We start from the raw sequence: 18,916 nt of genomic DNA, 5'->3' as shown, positions 1-18,916 counted from the left end.
GTTTTATTATTAGCATTTATATCAATTCAAATAAGTAGATATGGTATGCATAGACAATTATATATGTATGATAAATTTGTATTTTATGATGTAGCTGCATTATATTTAATATATTTCTTAATTAATTATATTATTTATAATAAAAATCACTTATTTGAAAAACTTTATACATCTCCTTTTATAAAGTCTCTAATAAGTAAACATAATAAAAAGTCATTAAATAAAAAACTAGCTTACACTTTATGTTTTGGATTAATACTTCAATGTATACTTTTATTTATCCTGTTTGCTACATTTAACTATAATTTTATGATTATTTTTATACTATATATTATAATAAATATTATATTTTATATTTTTATATTCAAAACAGTATACAAAAAATTTGATTATATAGAATATATTTCAAAAGAAGTTGAATCTATTAAAAAAGGTTCTTTAGATTGTAAGTTGCAAGTCAAGGGTAACGACCAAATTACTTTACTTGCAAAAAATATTAATAGTATGAGTGAAGGTCTTGAAAAAGCAGTTGATAATGCTATAAAAAGTGAAAAAATGAAAACAGAATTAATAACAAATGTTTCTCATGACTTAAAGACACCTTTAACTTCTATTATAAATTATGTAGATATGCTAAAAAGCCCTAATATAGATGAAAATACAAGAAAAGACTACTTATCCATATTAGATAAAAAATCTAAAAGACTGAAGACTTTAGTAGAAGAAATATTTGAAGCTTCTAAATTAAGTAGTGGTGAAATAGAATTTAATCTAGAAAAAACAGATATTAAAGAACTTTTAATACAAAGTATTGTTGAATTAGAAGATAAAATTCAAGAAAGTAGACTTGATTTTATAGTAGATACTCCTGAAGAAGAGGTATTTACTTTAATAGATGGAAAAAGAACTTGGAGAGCTTTTGAAAATTTAATAACTAATATATTAAAATATTCTGCTCCAAATAGCAGAGTTTATATTGATTTAACATTAGAAAACAATAATATATATATAACATTTAAAAATATCTCTAATTACAGACTAAATTTAAAGCCAGAAGAGTTCTTAGAAAGATTTAGACGTGGTGATTCTTCAAGAAATACAGAAGGTTCTGGTCTTGGACTTTCAATTACCCAAAGTATTATAGAAAACCAAAATGGTAATATGCAACTAAGTATAGACGGAGATTTATTCAAGGTTATATTATCTTTTAAACCTTATAATGAAATCTAAAAATAAAATAGTCTAAGTTTAATATAAATATAAATAAAAACAAAGTAAGAATTTTACTTTGTTTTTTATTTATTTAATAACTTATTTGATAGTTTTATGAATCTTTCATCTGTAGAAGAGTTATATATATCGATACTTCCCTCTTTATATTCAGATTGAAGTTCATTTCTCTCCTTTAAAACCTCTTTAAGATGATTTGTCGTTCCTAAATTTCCATCAACTATACTTATTGAGTTGTTTAATATTTTCTCCATATATTCTTTATAAAATACAAAGTGAGTACATCCTAAAACAACACTATCAATTGCTTCTATATCTAAATTTTTATAGTATTCTTTAATTTGATTTTCAACTACTACCTCATCATCCAATAAATCATTTTCAACTATATTAACAAGTTCAGGACAAGGCATTTTAATAATTGTATTATCATCATTATACCTTGACATTAAATCGTTAAATTTTTGTTCTTTTAATGTCAGTGGTGTTGCCATAACTACTATAGTATCATCTTTTTGCCCTTCTGCCGCTACCTTCAATGCAGGTTCCATTCCTATTATCGGTATGTGATTATACTTTTCCCTCAACACATTTGCTGCTGCAGATGTAGCAGTATTACATGCAATCACTACTGCCTTAACTCCTTTTTTCAAAAAGAACTCTATTATTTCTATACATCTTTCAGTAATCTCTTCTTTTGTTTTTATTCCATAAGGAGCATTTGCAGAATCTCCAAAATATATAAATTTTTCATTAGGCATTGATTTTGCTAATTCTTTTAGTACACTTATACCACCTAAGCCAGAATCAAATACACCAATAGCTTTATCTTTATTATTCAAAATTGCACCCTCCAATCCATATGACTGTATAATAACTAGTCAGTTTCATAAATTTAGATTATATTATCATGTTGTCCACTTCTTTATATTATAAAATATCTATTTTATTTATACAAAGAAAATTTCAAATGGTGTTTTCTAATTTTTGCAACTTTTTTTTCATAAAATAATTTACAACGGATGAAATTGTGCTAAGATTATATTAAAATCATTTTGTTTTACATAACAATACTAAAAATTTAACAGAGGGGTGAATTTTATGAGCAATAATGACAAGTTCGATAAGGTTCTAAATAAATCAGATGTTTTTGTGTTAGCTTTTGGTGCAATGATCGGTTGGGGTTGGGTTGTTTTATCTGGTGAATGGATTCAAACAGCCGGAACCTTAGGAGCTATTTTAGCATTCGTATTTGGAGGTATAATGGTTCTATTTGTAGGTCAAGCATACGCTGAATTAACATCTGCAATGCCTAAATGTGGTGGAGAACAAGTATTTAGTTACAGGGCGCTGGGGAGAAATGCTTCTTTTATTTGTACTTGGGCTATAATCTTAGGTTATATATCCGTAATAGCCTTCGAAACTGTAGCTCTTCCAACAGTTTTACAGTATATATTCCCAGGTTATATTAAAGGATATCTTTATACTGTAGCAGGATTTGATGTATATGGAACATGGCTATTAGTGGGAGTTGTAAGTTCAATAGTTATAACAATAATAAACTATTTTGGCGTAAAAACAGCAGCATTTTTACAAGGATTATGTACAGTACTAATATCTCTAGTTGGTTTAGGCTTAATTGGAGGATCTTTTGTAAATGGTTCATCTTCAAACATACAACCTCTATTTATCGACGGAGTCGGAGGATTGATGACTGTTGCAGTTATGACTCCATTCATGTATGTTGGATTTGATGTAATCCCTCAAGCAGCAGAAGAAATGAATGTGCCATTTAAGAAAATAGGTCAAATATTAATATTATCTGTTGTAATGGCGGTTCTATGGTATGCAATGATAATTCTTGGTGTTTCTTTAGCTATGGATAGCGCTGAAATATCTGCATCTTCTTTAGTAACAGCTGATGCTATGGCTAAGGTTTACAATGGAAGTTCCTTAGCATCAAAAATATTAATTTTAGGTGGAATAGCTGGTATTATCACTAGCTGGAACTCTTTCTACGTTGGTGGAAGTAGAGCTATATATTCAATGGCAGCATGTGGAATGTTACCTTCATTCTTAGCAAAACTTCATCCAAAATATAAAACTCCATCTAATGCTATAATATTAATCGGTATAATAACTTCACTATCGCCTTTCTTAGGAAGAAATATGTTAGTTTGGTTATCTAATGCTGGTGGCTGTAGCATAGTTGTTTCGTACTCTATGGTTTGTATTTCATTCTTAGTATTAAGAAAGAAAGAGCCAAATATGCCTAGACCATATAAAGTAAAGAATGTGAGATTTGTGGGTGCTGCTTCTATATGTATGTGTATTTTCTTAGGTGTAATGTACTTAATACCAGGTGCTCCAGCAGCTCTAGTTTGGCCATATGAATGGGGAATTATATTAGGATGGGCAGCATTAGGATTATTTTTCTATATATGGGCAGCAGTTAGTAATATTGAAGCTCATGAACCTAATTACAAAATTAACTAATAAGTAGATATCAAATTTAAGCGAGAATGTTTATTTTCTATATTATTATAGATAATAAGCATTCTTTTAGTTTTATAGAATGATATAACCGTCTTCTTAAATGATTTAAAGTAAAAAATCCTTCCATAGTAATCTACTAAGAAAGGATTATATACTTCCTAATTTTATTGTTATTTTCTTGCTATCAAAGCTCCATAAGCTATTGAATATAATTTAGATTCATGACTATCTGCTCTTGAAGTTAAAACAATAGGAGCTTTTGCACCCATTATGACACCAGCTGACTTTCCTCCAGCAAAGTATGTTATGGTTTTTCCTATTCCGTTTCCTACCTCTATAGTTGGCATTAATAATATATCAGCATCTCCAGCCACTTCACTTTCAAAACATTTAACTTTACTTGCTTCTTTAGATATGGCTAAGTCAAATGCTAAAGGTCCTTCAACTACTACACCTTCTCCAAATTTACCAGCTTTACAATCCTCCTCTAATGCTCTTGCATCAACGGTAGCTGGCATTTTAGGATTTACTTTTTCTTTTGCAGCTAGACAAGCAACTTTTATATTTTCCATCCCTAAAGGTTTTGTAGCTTCTATTGCATTTTTTAATATTTTAACTTTTTGTTCATAATCAGGAGCTATATTCATTCCTCCATCAGTTGTAACTAATAGTTTATGATATGCTGGTATTTCATAAATCATTACATGACTTAATAAACTATCAGTTCTAAGACCCCATTCTTTGTTTAATACGGCTTTTAATATTACAGAAGTGTCTAATAACCCCTTCATTACAAAATCTGCTTCTTTAGAAGAAACTAATCTAACTGCACATTCTGCACATTCTTCAATTGTATCTTTATGTATTATTTTAATTCCTTCTAAATTAAATCCTATCTCTTTACTTATTTCTATTATTCTATCTTCATAACCAATTAATATTGGAGTTATTATTTCTTTTTCAACTGCTTCTTTAATAGCTAATAAAACTTCTTCGTCATGTGCCGCAGCAACAGATAAAATTACCCTATTTCCATCCTGTAATTGTTCAAATATATCACTTAATTTATTTATCATGATAACACCCCTTAACAATGTTTATTACTTCTTAACTAAAATCTGTAATTCTGTTACTATTTCATTTTTTGTTAAAGATAAACTAGGATCAACTAATTCCATTTCCAATGAATCATCTATTACTTCATATCCTTTTTCATTTATGTAATCTATTAATTTTTCATAATAAATTTTTGCATCTTCATGAGTACCATTAAATCTCATACATACATAAGTACCTTTAGGAAATATTTTAATTAATTCTTTATGGTACTTTTCTTCTTCTATCATTACAAAAATAGATTCATACTCTTTAAATTGCCTTGCTTTCAAATTTTCTTTAGAAATTGATACTCCTACTATACCATAAGTTAAAGATATTTTCTTTTCTGACATCTTTGTTAATTTTCTAAGAGATAGTTCTAAATCATAACAAGTCTTTATACTATTTTTTAGTTCTATTACATGTCTATCATCAAAATCTAACTCTCTAATAGTTCCTAATAAATCGATTCTTGTGAAGTCTTTTATTTGTAGTATTTTATTATTAATTCTTTGTTTAATAGTTTCTAATTCATTTATTCTTCGATTAATAATATTATTTTGCTCTTCTAATGAATTAATAACTTCTTCAGCATCCACATTATTTAGATGATATCTAATCCTATCTAAAGATAACCCTAACTCTTTCAAGTAGGTTATGGTTTCTAAATATTGAAATTGATCCAGTGTATAGTATCTATATTTATTATTTTTATTAACATAGCTTGGTTTAAATAAATCTATTTGGTCATAGTATCTTAATGTTTTTGTATTTATATCAAATAACTTGGATATTTCTCCTATAGTAAAACAGTCTTTCATTTTATATTTTCCTTAATTTTCTTCATTAGCTTTAACAAATTCTTCATCATAATATATAGTAGCTTCTTCTTCTCCCTGTAGTACCCTTAACGCTCCAAACGCTAATGCTTCTAATTCATTTTCTCCTGCTAAAATTTCTACCGGTGCTATAAATTTAACCCTATTAGCTACACCTTCACTTACATATTTAGAATATGCTATTCCACCTGTTATAATTATTGCATCCACATCTCCGTTAACTACTGTAGCCAATTCACCTATTGATTTAGCTACTTGAAGAATCAATGCATCATAAATTAACTTAGCATAATCATCTCCATCTGCTATTCTTCTTTCAACTTCTCTTGCATCAACAGTATTCAAGTAAGATACTATCCCACCTTTTCCTCTTACATTTTTAACCATTTCTTTATGAGTGTATTTACCTGAATAACATAAATCTATCAGCATTTTAGATGGCAATCTTCCTGCTCTTTCAGGTGAGAATGGTCCTTCTTCATCTGAAACAAAGTCAACTATTCTTCCTTTTTCGTGTACATTTAAGCTTATTCCTCCACCTAAATGAGCAACTATTAAATTTAAATCTTTATAGTTTTTATTAATCATTTTCGAATATTTTATAGCCATTGCTCTAGTATTCAAAGCATGAGTTAAGCAAACCCTATCTAAACCTTTAAGTCCAGATGGTTTAGTAATTTCTATTGATTCATCAACACAAACAGGATCATAAATATATGAATTTACTCCGATCTCATTCGCTATTGAATAAGAAATCATTGCTCCTAAATTTGAAGCATGATCTATGACTGGCTTATATTTTAATCTACTTATCATTTCTTCATTAATTAGATATGCACCTGATTTTACTGGTGGTAATCCCCCACATCTTCCCACTACTGCATTTATACTTTTTATATCTATATTATTTTCTTTTAGTGTATTTTCAACTTCCTCTTTTCTCATTTGAAATTGATCCATTATCGATGAGTATTTTGATAATTGTTCTACTGAATGGTCTAAAGATTTTGTTAATATTGGATTTGTTCCTTCATATACTGCAAATTTTGTTGAAGTTGATCCTGGATTTATAGCTAATACTCTGTAAATCATAATTTCTCCCCTTTTTTTAGATTTTTATATAAAAGCTATTATAATAAAAAATTATAATAGCTTTTCAAATTTTTATTCTAAATATTTTTATATAGTTGCACTAGCTTCTTCACTTTCAACTAATTTCTTACCTTCATTAAAAGCTACTATATTTATATCAACAAATTTTTCTTTTACATTTTTTCTTATTATATCTTCCCAATCAATATTATCTAAATTCATAGATTTTACTAAAGCTCCTAATAAAATAACATTCATTACTTTTACATTACCTAATTCTTCTGCTCTTTTACCAGCATCTATAACTGAGGCTTTCAATCTAAGTAACTCTTCATCTATTTTATCTTCTTTATACTCATATTTACCTACTAATGAAGATATTGATTCCAATTTATAATTATTAGCAACAATTTTTCCTTCTGGTTTTAAATATTTAAGATATCTTAATGCTTCCATTTTTTCAAATGAAACTATCATATCTGCTCCACCAATTTCAATAACAGGAGAATACACTTCATCTTCTCCATATCTTACTTGAGAAGAAACAGAGCCTCCCCTTTGGCTCATACCATGTATTTCACTCATTTTCACATCATAGCCAGCTTCCATCAATCCAATAGTTAATAATTTACTTGCAAGTATAGTTCCTTGACCACCTACACCTACTAACATAATACTTTTAGTCATTTTATCTTACCTCCTTAACTATTGCTTCTTTAGGACATACTTGTGAACAAATTTCACATCCTAAACATTGATTTCTATCTATTGTAGCTTTCTTAATTGATTTATCGTATGAAATTGCAGGACATCCAGTTCTAGTACATTTTTTACATCCTATACATAAATCTTCTTCAATTTTGCATTTGTTTGTAAAAGGCTTATTAAATTCTTCAATATCTTGTGGTGAGAATTTTTTAAGTGCACATGGCCATCTTGTTATTATTACAGATGCTTCATCTAAATCAAATGCCCAGTCTAATACTTCATTAACTTCTTCTAAATTATTTGGGTTTACAACTCTTACATTTTTCACTCCACAAGCTCTAACTACGGCTTCTATACTAACCTCTGTAGTGACTTCTCCTTGTAAAGTATACCCTGAGCCAGGATTTTCTTGATGACCAGTCATTCCAGTGATTCTATTATCTAATATTATTGATATAGAATTACCTTTATTGTATATAACATCTAATAATCCATTTATTCCTGTATGGAAAAATGTTGAGTCGCCTAATACTCCTACTACTCTCTTTTTATTTCCTTCTACCATGTTAAATACTTGTTGTGCTCCATGACCAGAACCTAAACTAGCACCCATACAAACAACACAATCCATTGCATTGTAAGGCTCTGCAAAACCTAAAGTATAACAACCTATATCACCTGTTATTACAACATCTTTTCTTTTTCCTAACTCATAGAATAATCCTCTATGTGGACATCCTGAGCAGAATGTTGGAGGTCTTGGAACTAATAATTCTTCATCAGTTTCTAGTGATTCAAAAGTTTTTCCATATACTGCTTTTCTAATAACATCTGGGGTCATTTCCCCATAAGCTGGGAATACATCTTTACCATGGCATTCTACACCTAGTGATTTTACATGATCTTCTATGAATTTATCATTTTCTTCTATTACATATATCTTATCAACCTTAGAAGCAAATTCTTTTATTTTTTCATCTGGCATAGGGAATGTAAATCCTAATTTTAAATAAGATGCATTTTTCTCAAATACTTCTTTTGCAAAGTTAACGCACATTCCTGAAGCTATTACACCAATTTTTGTATCATTTAATTCCATGTAGTTAAGCTCAGTTACATCAGAAAACTCTGCTAATTTATTCATTCTTTCTTCTACTTTGATTCTTAATAATCTTGAATTCGCTGGAACTGTAACATATTTTGATGCATTCTTTACATATTCTTTAATTCCAACTTCTTTTCTTTCTTCACATTCAACTATACCCTTTGAATGACAAAGTCTAGTTGTTAAACGATATAATACAGGTGTATCAAATTCTTCACTTATTTCAAAGGCCTCTTTAAACATATCTTTAGCCTCTTGGCTAGTAGATGGTTCAAGCATTGGTATTTTTGATGATTTTGCATAGTTTCTATTATCTTGTTCATTTTGAGATGAGTGTTGTCCTGGTTCGTCAGCTGTTATTATTACTAATCCACCATTAACACCTGTGTAAGCAATTGTAAATAATGGATCTGCTGCAACGTTTAAACCAACATGTTTCATTGAAGCTACACTTCTTGCACCAGCTATTGAAGCTCCTGCTACTGCTTCTAATGCAACTTTTTCATTTGTAGCCCACTCAGCTTTTATATCCCCTTTGTATAACGCTATATTTTCTAATATCTCAGTACTTGGTGTACCTGGATAAGCAGATGCATATTTTACACCTGCTTCATATGCTCCACGAGCTATAGCTTCATTGCCTGTCATTAATTTCTTCATAAATTAATTAGACCCCCTTAATTTGTACAAAAATCCTCTTTCCCTTTTTATAAATATATTCATGAAAGAATTAAATTCTATCAAGTACCTCTTTTATAATCTTTGGTGCTTTGCTACATTTCTCTTCTGAAACTGCGCATACAGCAAATCTAAGACCCATTTTTAATGGAACTAAATAAATATTTTCTTTTGTAAGTTCTTCGCAAACTTGTCTTGGATTTTCACAAGGTATACTTACAAAAAATCCATCTCTATATGGAAGTATTTCAAGATTAGCATCTTTAGCCCCTTCTACAAATGCTTCTGCTCTTTTTACTAACATATCTTTATACTTATCTTTTTCATTTTTATACTCATCATATTTTTCTTTATCTGATACCAAACTAGACAATATAGCCATTGCTCCCCTGTTGCAATTAGACCAGTTTGCTCTACAAGAATGCATTAAAGAAAAATAAAATTCTTCTATAATATCTTCACTTGAAGATATTCCAATAGCAGCTCCCATTCTCATTCCATAAGCAGTAAATCCTTTAGACATACTGAATCCTACTATCGTTAATATATTTGCTGGTAAATTACCAAACTTTTTAAAGAATTTTCTGCTCTCAACATCATTTTTTACAAAATCTATATATGCAACATCTATAAATAAAACTATTTTTTTACTTTCATCTTTTGCTACATCTTTAGCAAAATCTAATATTTCATCCCATTCACTATCAGATACACTATATCCAGTAGGATTGTGACCTGGTGAGTTAATAATTGTAAATATATTTCCTTGTTTATCAATTATATCTTTAAATTTTTCTTTAAATGATTCTATATTAAATTTACCTTGTTCATTAAATAATCTATAATTTGCTACACTTCTGCCAGCTTCTTCTCCTATAGTTCCATAAGGACTCCAATACCAATCAGAAGTTAATATTACATCACCTGGATTAGTATAATTCCACATAGCTAACTTAATAGCTCCACTTCCCCCTGGAGAAGCAACAACTCTCATATATCCTTCTGGGTCATTCCCTTGAAAACATACTTTTTTAACTGCTTCTTTATAATCATCTTGACCAGCAATCGATGCATAAGCAGATATTTCAGCATTAGGTAAAGATTTAAGTTCATCATAAACTGTCTTCATTGTTATTAATTTTCCATCATCATCCATTAGGGCTCCAATAGTAGCATTTATTACTTCGTCCTTGCCAAATTTCTTTTCTGCTGATTGTGCTCTTTCTGATAAATTAAAAATTATATCATTTTCTCTAGGCCATCTTGCATGATTTGCAACCATACTTAATTTCATATTATTTCCCCCTAAATTTTATCTTTATTAATAATATTATTAATATTTATAATTCCTTATACTATCATAATAAACCTTACAGTAACTAGAATGTCAATACATTTTTCCAATATTTACACTAATTTTTCCATGTATAAAATATATTTTTATAATAAAAATACATAGCTCATTAAGATCCCTAAGCTATGTATTTTCATGTATTATTATTCTTCTTAATCTTCAGCACATAATTTCATCATTTTGAAACCTTGTCCCACAAAAAATATTTTATTTGTAATTATAAAATATTCTCATAATCATTATATTAAATACTATTCTGTAAAAATCTATTTTTGTAGCACTTTACTTTGTTCTATATTTTTCAACGAATTAATCATATTTATAACTATAGGATTAAATAATTGCTCTGCCTCTTCATCATTATCATTATACATTCCTATAGAAACATTTCCTATTCCAGAATTCATAGGAAGCTCGCCAAGGAGATTTAAGTTCATATCATCTAAGAATTTTCTACTATTATCTCCATTAAATATCTGAATTTTAGTTTGACAATCTGGACATTTTATGTAACTCATATTTTCAACTACACCGATTACATTTATATTTAATTTATTAACCATATGAATAGCTTTAGACACAATCATTGATACCATATCTTGAGGCACTGTAACCATTACTATACCATTTATAGGAATTGATTGCATAACTGTTAATGCTACATCTCCAGTTCCAGGAGGCATATCTATTATAAGATAGTCTAACTCTTCCCATAATACATCATTATAAAACTGTTTTACTGTGTTAGATATCATAGCCCCTCTCCAAATAACAGGCTCATCTTCATTTTTAATTAATAAATTTAAAGACATTATTTTTATTCCATCTTCACTTATTACTGGATATATAAATTCTTTAGTTCCCCTTGCTCTTTGATTAGATACACCTAAAAGTCTTGGTATACTTGGGCCAGTTATATCTGCATCTAATACTCCAACTTTATACCCTTGCTTTCTTAAATTTTTTGCTATTAATGCTGATACAGTAGACTTTCCTACTCCTCCTTTTCCACTCATTACTCCAATTATTTTATCTATTTTGTTTAATGGATTATTTTGAATACTACAGCTTGACTCATCTTTACCGCAAGATCCTTTTGAAGGACATGAATTGCAACTTGACATATCTTTTCCCCCTTAATAATAGCTATTTATACAAATTAAATATAGTTCTTTATATTTACTTTGTCAATGAGCATAATAATATTAAATATCTTTTTAAAATGTATTGATGTATAATAATTTATTATTATCTATTAAAAAGGGAGTGTTCATTATAAACAATAATTTATCACTAAGATTTAGCAAAATTAAAGAAAAGATTAAAGAGTATATAAAATTTAATATCATTGGTACAATAAATTTTGTAGTATCTCAAGGACTATATCTAATTTTATATTTATATTTTCATATAAACTATATAGTTGCCTATACTATAACAAGTGTTATAAGTATAACTGCATCTTATTTTTTTAATTCAAAATATACTTTTAAAGAAAATCACTATACCTTAAAAAAATATATATTAAGCATTTTAGTATATCTATTTGAATATTCTTTAAATCTAGGCTTAATACTACTTTTAGTTAATAAATTTAGTATTAATAAGGCTATTGCTCCTATTATTGCCCCTATATTTTCAACTATTCCGGTATTTTTCTTGATGAGGCTTGTAATAAAGAACAAGCATAAAAAAGATAAGTATATTAAAGGTTGATTTAATTTAACTTATTTTTATTATATTAGTAGTATAATCGAACTTTTGTTTGTCCATAATCCAACTATTATAACTATTTTTTTATATACGGAGGTATCAAATGAATAAAATAATTTTAGTTGGAAGATTATGTGGGGATCCAGATCTTAGATTTGTAGGTGAAAACAATATCCCAGTAACAAAATTCACATTAGCTGTAAATAGAAATTATAAAAATGATGAAGGTAATTATGATGTTGATTTTATAAATTGTGAGTTGTGGGATAAAAGCGCGGAGATATTTTGTAAATATATGTCTAAAGGTCGTGTTGTTGGTATAGATGGTAGATTAAAAACAGAAAATTATACATCATCTACTGGAGAAAACAAATATTCTATAATTGTTAGAGTTAATTCATTTGACTTTATACCTTATTCTAAAAGAAAAGATTCAAATTCTGAAAATATGTTTAATAGTAATGCTGTCTTCAATGATGAAGAAGTATTTGAAGGAGAAATTCCTGAAAGTGAAGTACCATTTTAATATAGAAATTCTTATATATTGGTCATCTTTAATATCATGTACTAATTAAAAAATACTGTAGAAAAATCATTTTTCTACAGTATTTTTAATAATTTATTTATCTATTTTATCGCTACTTAAAACTTCTTTTATACCTTTAAATGACCCAAGGAAGTTTACTGTTTCTGATGGAAGAACTAACTTAGTTGAATCACTTTCGGCAAGCTTTTCAAGTGCCTCCATAGATTTAAGAGCTAACATATTATCATCAATATCTGATTCTTTCATTGCTTGGAATACATTTTTAATTATAGTAGCTTCACCTTCTGCCTTAGCTTGAGCAATTTGTCTTATAGACTCAGCTTCACCTTCTGCTCTAAGAATTCTAGATTGCTTTTCACCTTCTGCTTCTCTAACCATTGCCTCTTTTTTAGCTTCTGCTCTAAGTATTGCAGATTGTTTTTCTCCTTCTGCTTGAAGGATTGATGCAGCTTTATTACCTTCTGCTTGAAGAATAGACTCTCTTCTTTCCCTCTCTGCCCTCATTTGCTTTTCCATAGCAACTTGTATATCATGAGGTGGCATTATATTTTTAAGCTCTACTCTATTTACTTTTATACCCCATTTATCTGTTGCTTCATCTAATATAGATCTCATCTTAGTATTGATTAAATCTCTAGATGTTAGTGTTTCATCTAAATCTAATTCCCCGATTATGTTTCTAAGAGTAGTTGCCGTTAAATTTTCTATTGCAGATATGGGATTAGCTATTTCAAATACATATCTGATTGGATCTGTAACTTGGAAATAAACAACTGTATCTATTTGCATTGTTACGTTATCTTTTGTAATAACTGCTTGTGGTGGAAAATCTACTACATTTTCTCTTAAATCAATCACATAAGCCATTTGATCTAAAAATGGTATTAAGAAATGTACCCCAGTATCAGCCTTTTTGTGGAATTTTCCAAGTCTCATAACTATACCTACTTTAGACTGCTTAATAACTTTTACACAACTTAAACTTATCAATATTACTATAACAATTATAGCTATTAGTATCATACCTTTTTCTCCTTTTTTATAATAAATTTATATATATTAAAAAATATATTATACTTATTTGATATGTTCTACTACTAATTTGACTCCCTCAATTTTGACTATTTTTACTATTTCTCCCTTTTCTATTTTTTCATTATTTGAAGAAATAGCAGTCCAATCTTCTCCTGTTAAAGTAACTATACCTGTACCATAAGATGGTATTTCTTCTTTTACAATTCCAGTCTTTTGAACTATACCTTGCAAATTTGTATTGTATTTAAAGTTCTTATCTTTATCAACAAAATACTTTGTAAATATTACTAACAAAGTAATAGATATTATTGAAAACAATGCTATTTGTATAATTATACTTTCTATGAAAGTACTAATGCACATTAATACTAATGCACCTATACTAAACCATACTAAGGTTAAGCTTGTTGTCATTAATTCTGCAATACCAAAAGCTACAGCAACAACTAACCAGACTGTATTCATATATATCCCTCCACTCTATTTTAATAATTAAAATTTCTTATTAATAATTATATCAATATTTCCAAACTTAATAGTTACAAATTAATCTCAAAACTTTATTTTTTGTATAAATTTAGATATATTCCTTATAATATCTGTTACATTTACAGGATATAATTCTTTAGATAAGTTATCACCTATATACCCCTATATATACCGCACATACTACCTCATCAAATATATCTATATTTTGACCTCTGAAAGATGTAATCATCCCTAGTAAACAGTCTCAAATTCATCTATTGGCCATGGTACTATTTAACGTTTGATTAATATAAATAGTGTATCCATATGTAATTACCGTTTCATATCCTTTTAATAAAACTATTACTTTATGTTCTTTAGCAAAATACTTAGCAACATCAACTTAATTATCTCTTAATACATTCTATGCCTTTTCCTGTTAATCTTGACATTTCTCCAAGATATGAGGTAATTATTATTTTATTTTTATATTCATTCAATAAATGAAGATTACTTATTTGTAAATTTAAACTATCTTTATATATAACTATAGGATAATTACTATTATTAATATATATTCTAATAGTTTTAAAGTATTAATATTATCTCCCATACCATATCCAAATTCTATAACATTAATTCTTTTAATATAAAAATAAAGGATAAATTGTATTTTACAATTTATCCCTTTAGTATTAATGTTCTGTAAGTCTACTTTCAGATAATTTATTCGTGAATTTCGATAATAATTTATTTATAGGTCCTTTTAATGCCACATTTAATATTATTGATAGAATCAAGAATATTAAAAGAACATATATATCTTTTATTAAATTTGGCTCATATACACCAGCTACCGCTTCTCTTAATGATTGTATACCATAAGTAAATGGTAAGAATGGATTAACATTTTGGAAGAACTTAGGTGTTACTTGAATAGGGAAAGTTCCACCTGAACCTGCAACCTGTATAACTAATAATATTACTGCTAATGACTTACCTATATTTCCAAATACTGATACTAATGAGTATACAATAAATGTGAATACAGTACTTATTAATAAGGATAACATTACAAATAATACAGGATTTGTTGTAGTTACTCCTAATAATAATATATCACCTACACTCACTATTAATCCTTGTAAAAGAGCAATAAGTAAGAATGTAAGTCCTCTTCCAAAATACACCTCATATGGTTTATATTCTCCATGAACTTCTGTTGATAAAAGCGAAGTTAATAAAACTACCCCTACCCAAAGACTTAATACTGTGTAGAATGGTGTCATTCCTGATCCATAATTAGCAACATGATATAGTGAGTTTGAAACTAATTCTACTGGTTCTTCTAAGAAGTTTGCTTGTTCTATAACATCATTTCTTAAGAATGTAACTAATTCGTCCATTTCTTCACTATTATTTACTTTCGATATAGCTGATACTAATTTGTCTAATACAGACTTAGCTTGAGGAACTTTTTCTCTTATATATACAATAGCTTCGTCAGCATTTCCCGAGAAATTAAGTGTAGTATCTAAGATATTGTTTATTTTTGGCAGTTTATCTTCTGCTTTCTCTAATAATGTAATAACATCTCCAGATACATTTATACCTTTTTCAAAGATATTATTTAATGGTACTACTATCTTAGAATCAAAATTATTTAATAAATCTGATGTTATTTTACTTACATCAGTAAGTAAAGTTAAAGCGTTGTTTAATTTATCTAATGATGGAGATTGTCCATTTTCTAACTGACCTTTAATTGTAACTAAAGCTTCTTTTACTGAATTTAACTTATTATTTATTGATTTTACAGAGGATATTATATCTCCTAAATAATTTCCTGATGTTATTTTATCTAATTTAGTTAAAAATTGTTCTAAAGTCGTAGTTGTAGATGATAAACTATTCACTTTATCATAAAGGCTATCCACTAGTTGCGGTGCATTTTCATAACCTTTTTGTAGAGCTTCAACTAAATTATTTACTCCATTTGTAGCTGAATAAGATAATTCATTTATAATTTGTAAGTCCTTTTTTATAGTAGGTGCAATATCATTCATACTTGATTTAGTACCTTGTAAGAACTCCTTAATATCTCCTGATAATCCTATTGAATTTTGTAGTGTTGATGTAATTAAAGGCATATCATCTTGAAGCAATTTAACTATTTCTGAAATTTGAGCTGAAGCATCACTCGCTGTATTTAATATGTTATCTATTTCATCAAATTTACCTTGAACTTCCTTCAATGAATTTTCTATATTACCAAGCATAGGAAGATTTTCTTCCAATGATATCCCTACTTCATTTAAAATTTCAAATACTGCTTCACTAGCAGTTTTGACAACAGTTTTATTGACTTGCTGTTGTATTGTTGATGCACCTTTATCAGTTATTTTAGGTGCTATTGCATTTATTTTCTCGTTAACAGTATATACAATATCTGCTTTCTCTACATTTTCACCCAATACAGATATTATGTTATTTGAAAAATCTTTTGTTATCTCTATAGAAGCATAGTATTTACCTGTCTCAACACCCTTTTTAGCCTCATCATCGTCAACAAATTGCCATCCTAAAGCAGTATTTTCCTTCAGTTGCTCTACCAGCTTCTCTCCAACATTAAGCTTTTTATCAAACAAAGTAGTACCTTTATCATTATTTACTACTGCTACCAATATGTTAGAAGTATTGCCATAAGGATCCCAAGATGCTTTTATATTAAACCAGGCATATAGGGATGGTAAAATCGCCAGTGCTATTATAACTATCATAAGCGATATATTAGTAAATATATCTTTCAAATCATCTTTAAATATTTTTATTATATTTTTCATATGTACTCCTCCACTAAGTTGTAATTAAGAATCTGACTTTTGAGTAAGATGTCAAGTATCCTAATAGTAGTTATTTTTTGTTTAATATTTAATATTTATGCAGAAATATATACTATATAAATTTATTAAAAACTCGTATTTTACTAAGTTTTAAAATAGTTAGATTTTTTACTATTCTATATTATACAATAAATAACATATTTTTGGAATAGAAATCCAATTTATACCATAAATTTCATATTTTATGAAATTTTTACCAATTATAATTTAAACCTGTATTTAGACAAATTTTTTTTGTGTAATAAAATTACTAATATTAAAACCAATATCTAGTAATTAAATTAATACAATAAAAAATTCGCTTCGCTTAAGCCACTGCGTGGGTGCTCCACTTCATGTCGCCAACGGCTTTGACCGTTGCTCAAAATTTACTTTTTACAACTTCTCAAAATGTATTGATAATACTTTATCCTAGGAGTTTTCCATAGGTTTGAAGTCAATATAATGTCCTTGTAAGTAAAAAAAGACACTCAACGAGTGCCTTTTTATTATAAAAATATTAACTTTAAACTCCAACAACTCTAGTTACTCCTGGAACTTCTTTAACTAATAAATTTTCTATAACTGCTTTTAATGTCATTGTAGCTCCTGGGCACCCAGAACAGGCTCCTTTTAACCTAACCAGTACAACACCTTCATCACTGACTTCCACTAATTCAACGTCTCCGCCATCTCTTTGTAATACTGGTCTAACCTTTTCTAGCACTTCTGCAACTTGTTCTTTCATAAATACCCCTCCTAATCATATCTTAGTATATATATAATTATATACTATGTTATATTTATAAACTACAATACTTAATATTATCAGACACAAAATTACAGTATAATTGTAAATTTACTTCCTTTTCCGATTTCACTTTCTAAAGAAATAGTTCCTCCATGAAGTTTAATAATTTGTTTTGTTATAGTTAGCCCCAATCCACTTCCTTTAGTTTCTGAGTGTGCATCAACAACCTGATTAAATCTATCAAATATAATATCATGATATTTTTTATCTATACCAATACCTGTATCTATAACAGTTATTTCAGTTTTTTCCCCTAAGTCTCTTATTCCAACTTCTATCTTACCTCCCGGTGGAGTAAACTTATAGGAATTACTAACTAAATTAACAATACATCTTTCTATTTCATGTGCATCGCATTTTATTATTTTTTCTTCTATTTCAGGATCTACTATCAATTCAATACCTTTACTTTGAATATAATCTTTCAATGATAGTGTTGCTTCCTCAACTATATAAACTATATCATTATCTTCTAAGTCTATTTTATAATTTCCATTTTCTATCTTACTTCCATCAATTAAGTTATTAATTAAATTCAACAATCTATTAGCATTTTTTCTTATGACATCCATGTAAGTATTCAGTTTATCTCTATCCAGACCTTTGTCACTATTATTAAGTGATGTTATTAACTGCTCACTTGTACATATTACATTTAAAGGTGTCCTTAATTCATGAGATAAATTAACAAAATAATTATTTTTGTTTTTTTCTAAAGCAATAACCTTAGTTAATAACTCATTATTTGTATAAATTTCATTTACTAAATCCATAGTTCTAGTTTTTACTAAATCGTCTAAATATTTAACACGGTTAATCATGTAATAAATAAAAATCATAGCTAAAAAAATATATATTAT

At 28.0% G+C, this 18,916-nt stretch carries 17 protein-coding genes; 4 read left to right on the top strand and 13 right to left on the bottom strand.

The genetic code is table 11. The features are described 5' to 3' along the window. On the top strand, positions 1-1,230 hold a 1,230-nt coding region (locus J7G74_RS06930; RefSeq protein ID WP_297133440.1), incomplete at its 5' end, for a HAMP domain-containing sensor histidine kinase. 65 nt (positions 1,231-1,295) lie between these two features. On the opposite strand, the gene murI is transcribed toward J7G74_RS06930, so the two are convergent. After that, complete coding sequence (gene murI, locus J7G74_RS06925; RefSeq protein WP_297133438.1) at positions 1,296-2,072, bottom strand: glutamate racemase; 777 nt, start codon at positions 2,070-2,072, stop codon at positions 1,296-1,298. Between the two features lie 259 nt (positions 2,073-2,331). Here murI and J7G74_RS06920 point away from each other — a divergent pair, with 259 nt between their 5' ends. Continuing rightward, entirely contained in the window at positions 2,332-3,726 is a 1,395-nt protein-coding gene (locus tag J7G74_RS06920) for an APC family permease (protein ID WP_297133436.1), read from the top strand. A gap of 170 nt (positions 3,727-3,896) precedes the next feature. Here the strand turns inward: J7G74_RS06920 and J7G74_RS06915 are convergent, their stop codons facing one another. The 7 genes from J7G74_RS06915 to J7G74_RS06885 form a co-directional block, all read right to left on the bottom strand. After that, entirely contained in the window at positions 3,897-4,802 is a 906-nt protein-coding gene (locus J7G74_RS06915) for a bifunctional enoyl-CoA hydratase/phosphate acetyltransferase (RefSeq protein WP_297133434.1), read from the bottom strand. Positions 4,803-4,826: 24 nt separating this feature from the next. Next, entirely contained in the window at positions 4,827-5,645 is an 819-nt protein-coding gene (locus J7G74_RS06910; RefSeq protein ID WP_297133432.1) for a MerR family transcriptional regulator, read from the bottom strand. 12 nt (positions 5,646-5,657) lie between these two features. Beyond that, complete coding sequence (gene buk / locus J7G74_RS06905; RefSeq protein ID WP_297133430.1) at positions 5,658-6,755, bottom strand: butyrate kinase; 1,098 nt, start codon at positions 6,753-6,755, stop codon at positions 5,658-5,660. 87 nt (positions 6,756-6,842) lie between these two features. Then, entirely contained in the window at positions 6,843-7,442 is a 600-nt protein-coding gene (locus J7G74_RS06900; RefSeq protein ID WP_297133428.1) for an indolepyruvate oxidoreductase subunit beta, read from the bottom strand. A 1-nt stretch (position 7,443) separates the two neighbouring features. Then, the gene (gene iorA / locus J7G74_RS06895) at positions 7,444-9,228 is read right to left on the bottom strand and encodes an indolepyruvate ferredoxin oxidoreductase subunit alpha (protein WP_297133427.1); all 1,785 of its coding nucleotides are present in this window, start codon (positions 9,226-9,228) and stop codon (positions 7,444-7,446) included. A 70-nt stretch (positions 9,229-9,298) separates the two neighbouring features. Further along, complete coding sequence (locus J7G74_RS06890) at positions 9,299-10,540, bottom strand: pyridoxal phosphate-dependent aminotransferase (protein ID WP_297133426.1); 1,242 nt, start codon at positions 10,538-10,540, stop codon at positions 9,299-9,301. A 326-nt stretch (positions 10,541-10,866) separates the two neighbouring features. Next, entirely contained in the window at positions 10,867-11,724 is an 858-nt protein-coding gene (locus J7G74_RS06885) for an Mrp/NBP35 family ATP-binding protein (protein ID WP_297133425.1), read from the bottom strand. Positions 11,725-11,830: 106 nt separating this feature from the next. Between J7G74_RS06885 and J7G74_RS16920 the strand changes: the two genes are divergently transcribed. Both J7G74_RS16920 and J7G74_RS06880 read left to right on the top strand, forming a co-directional pair. Continuing rightward, entirely contained in the window at positions 11,831-12,316 is a 486-nt protein-coding gene (locus J7G74_RS16920; protein WP_443081646.1) for a GtrA family protein, read from the top strand. 100 nt (positions 12,317-12,416) lie between these two features. After that, positions 12,417-12,839, top strand: a complete 423-nt coding sequence (locus tag J7G74_RS06880; protein ID WP_297133423.1) for a single-stranded DNA-binding protein — start codon at positions 12,417-12,419, stop codon at positions 12,837-12,839. Positions 12,840-12,932: 93 nt separating this feature from the next. Here J7G74_RS06880 and J7G74_RS06875 read toward each other — a convergent pair whose 3' ends face one another. The 5 genes from J7G74_RS06875 to J7G74_RS06855 form a co-directional block, all read right to left on the bottom strand. Next, positions 12,933-13,883, bottom strand: coding sequence for an SPFH domain-containing protein (locus J7G74_RS06875; protein ID WP_297133422.1), 951 nt, complete (start codon positions 13,881-13,883; stop codon positions 12,933-12,935). 54 nt (positions 13,884-13,937) lie between these two features. Further along, positions 13,938-14,360 carry an NfeD family protein gene (locus J7G74_RS06870; protein ID WP_297133421.1) on the bottom strand — a complete coding sequence of 141 codons (423 nt, stop codon included), beginning with the start codon at positions 14,358-14,360 and terminating at the stop codon, positions 13,938-13,940. A 698-nt stretch (positions 14,361-15,058) separates the two neighbouring features. Then, positions 15,059-17,206: a YhgE/Pip domain-containing protein gene (locus tag J7G74_RS06865; protein ID WP_297133420.1), complete on the bottom strand. Its 2,148-nt coding sequence runs from the start codon at positions 17,204-17,206 to the stop codon at positions 15,059-15,061. Positions 17,207-17,771: 565 nt separating this feature from the next. Continuing rightward, on the bottom strand, positions 17,772-17,993 hold the full coding sequence (locus tag J7G74_RS06860; RefSeq protein WP_297133419.1) for a NifU family protein: 222 nt from the start codon (positions 17,991-17,993) through the stop codon (positions 17,772-17,774). Between the two features lie 92 nt (positions 17,994-18,085). Beyond that, the coding region (locus tag J7G74_RS06855) for a sensor histidine kinase (RefSeq protein WP_297133418.1) at positions 18,086-18,916 on the bottom strand (831 nt) is incomplete at its 5' end.

It is taken from the genome of Terrisporobacter sp. (assembly GCF_017888745.1).
Classification (GTDB): Bacteria; Bacillota; Clostridia; order Peptostreptococcales; family Peptostreptococcaceae; genus Terrisporobacter.
This window is presented reverse-complemented; position numbering and strand designations above follow the sequence as displayed.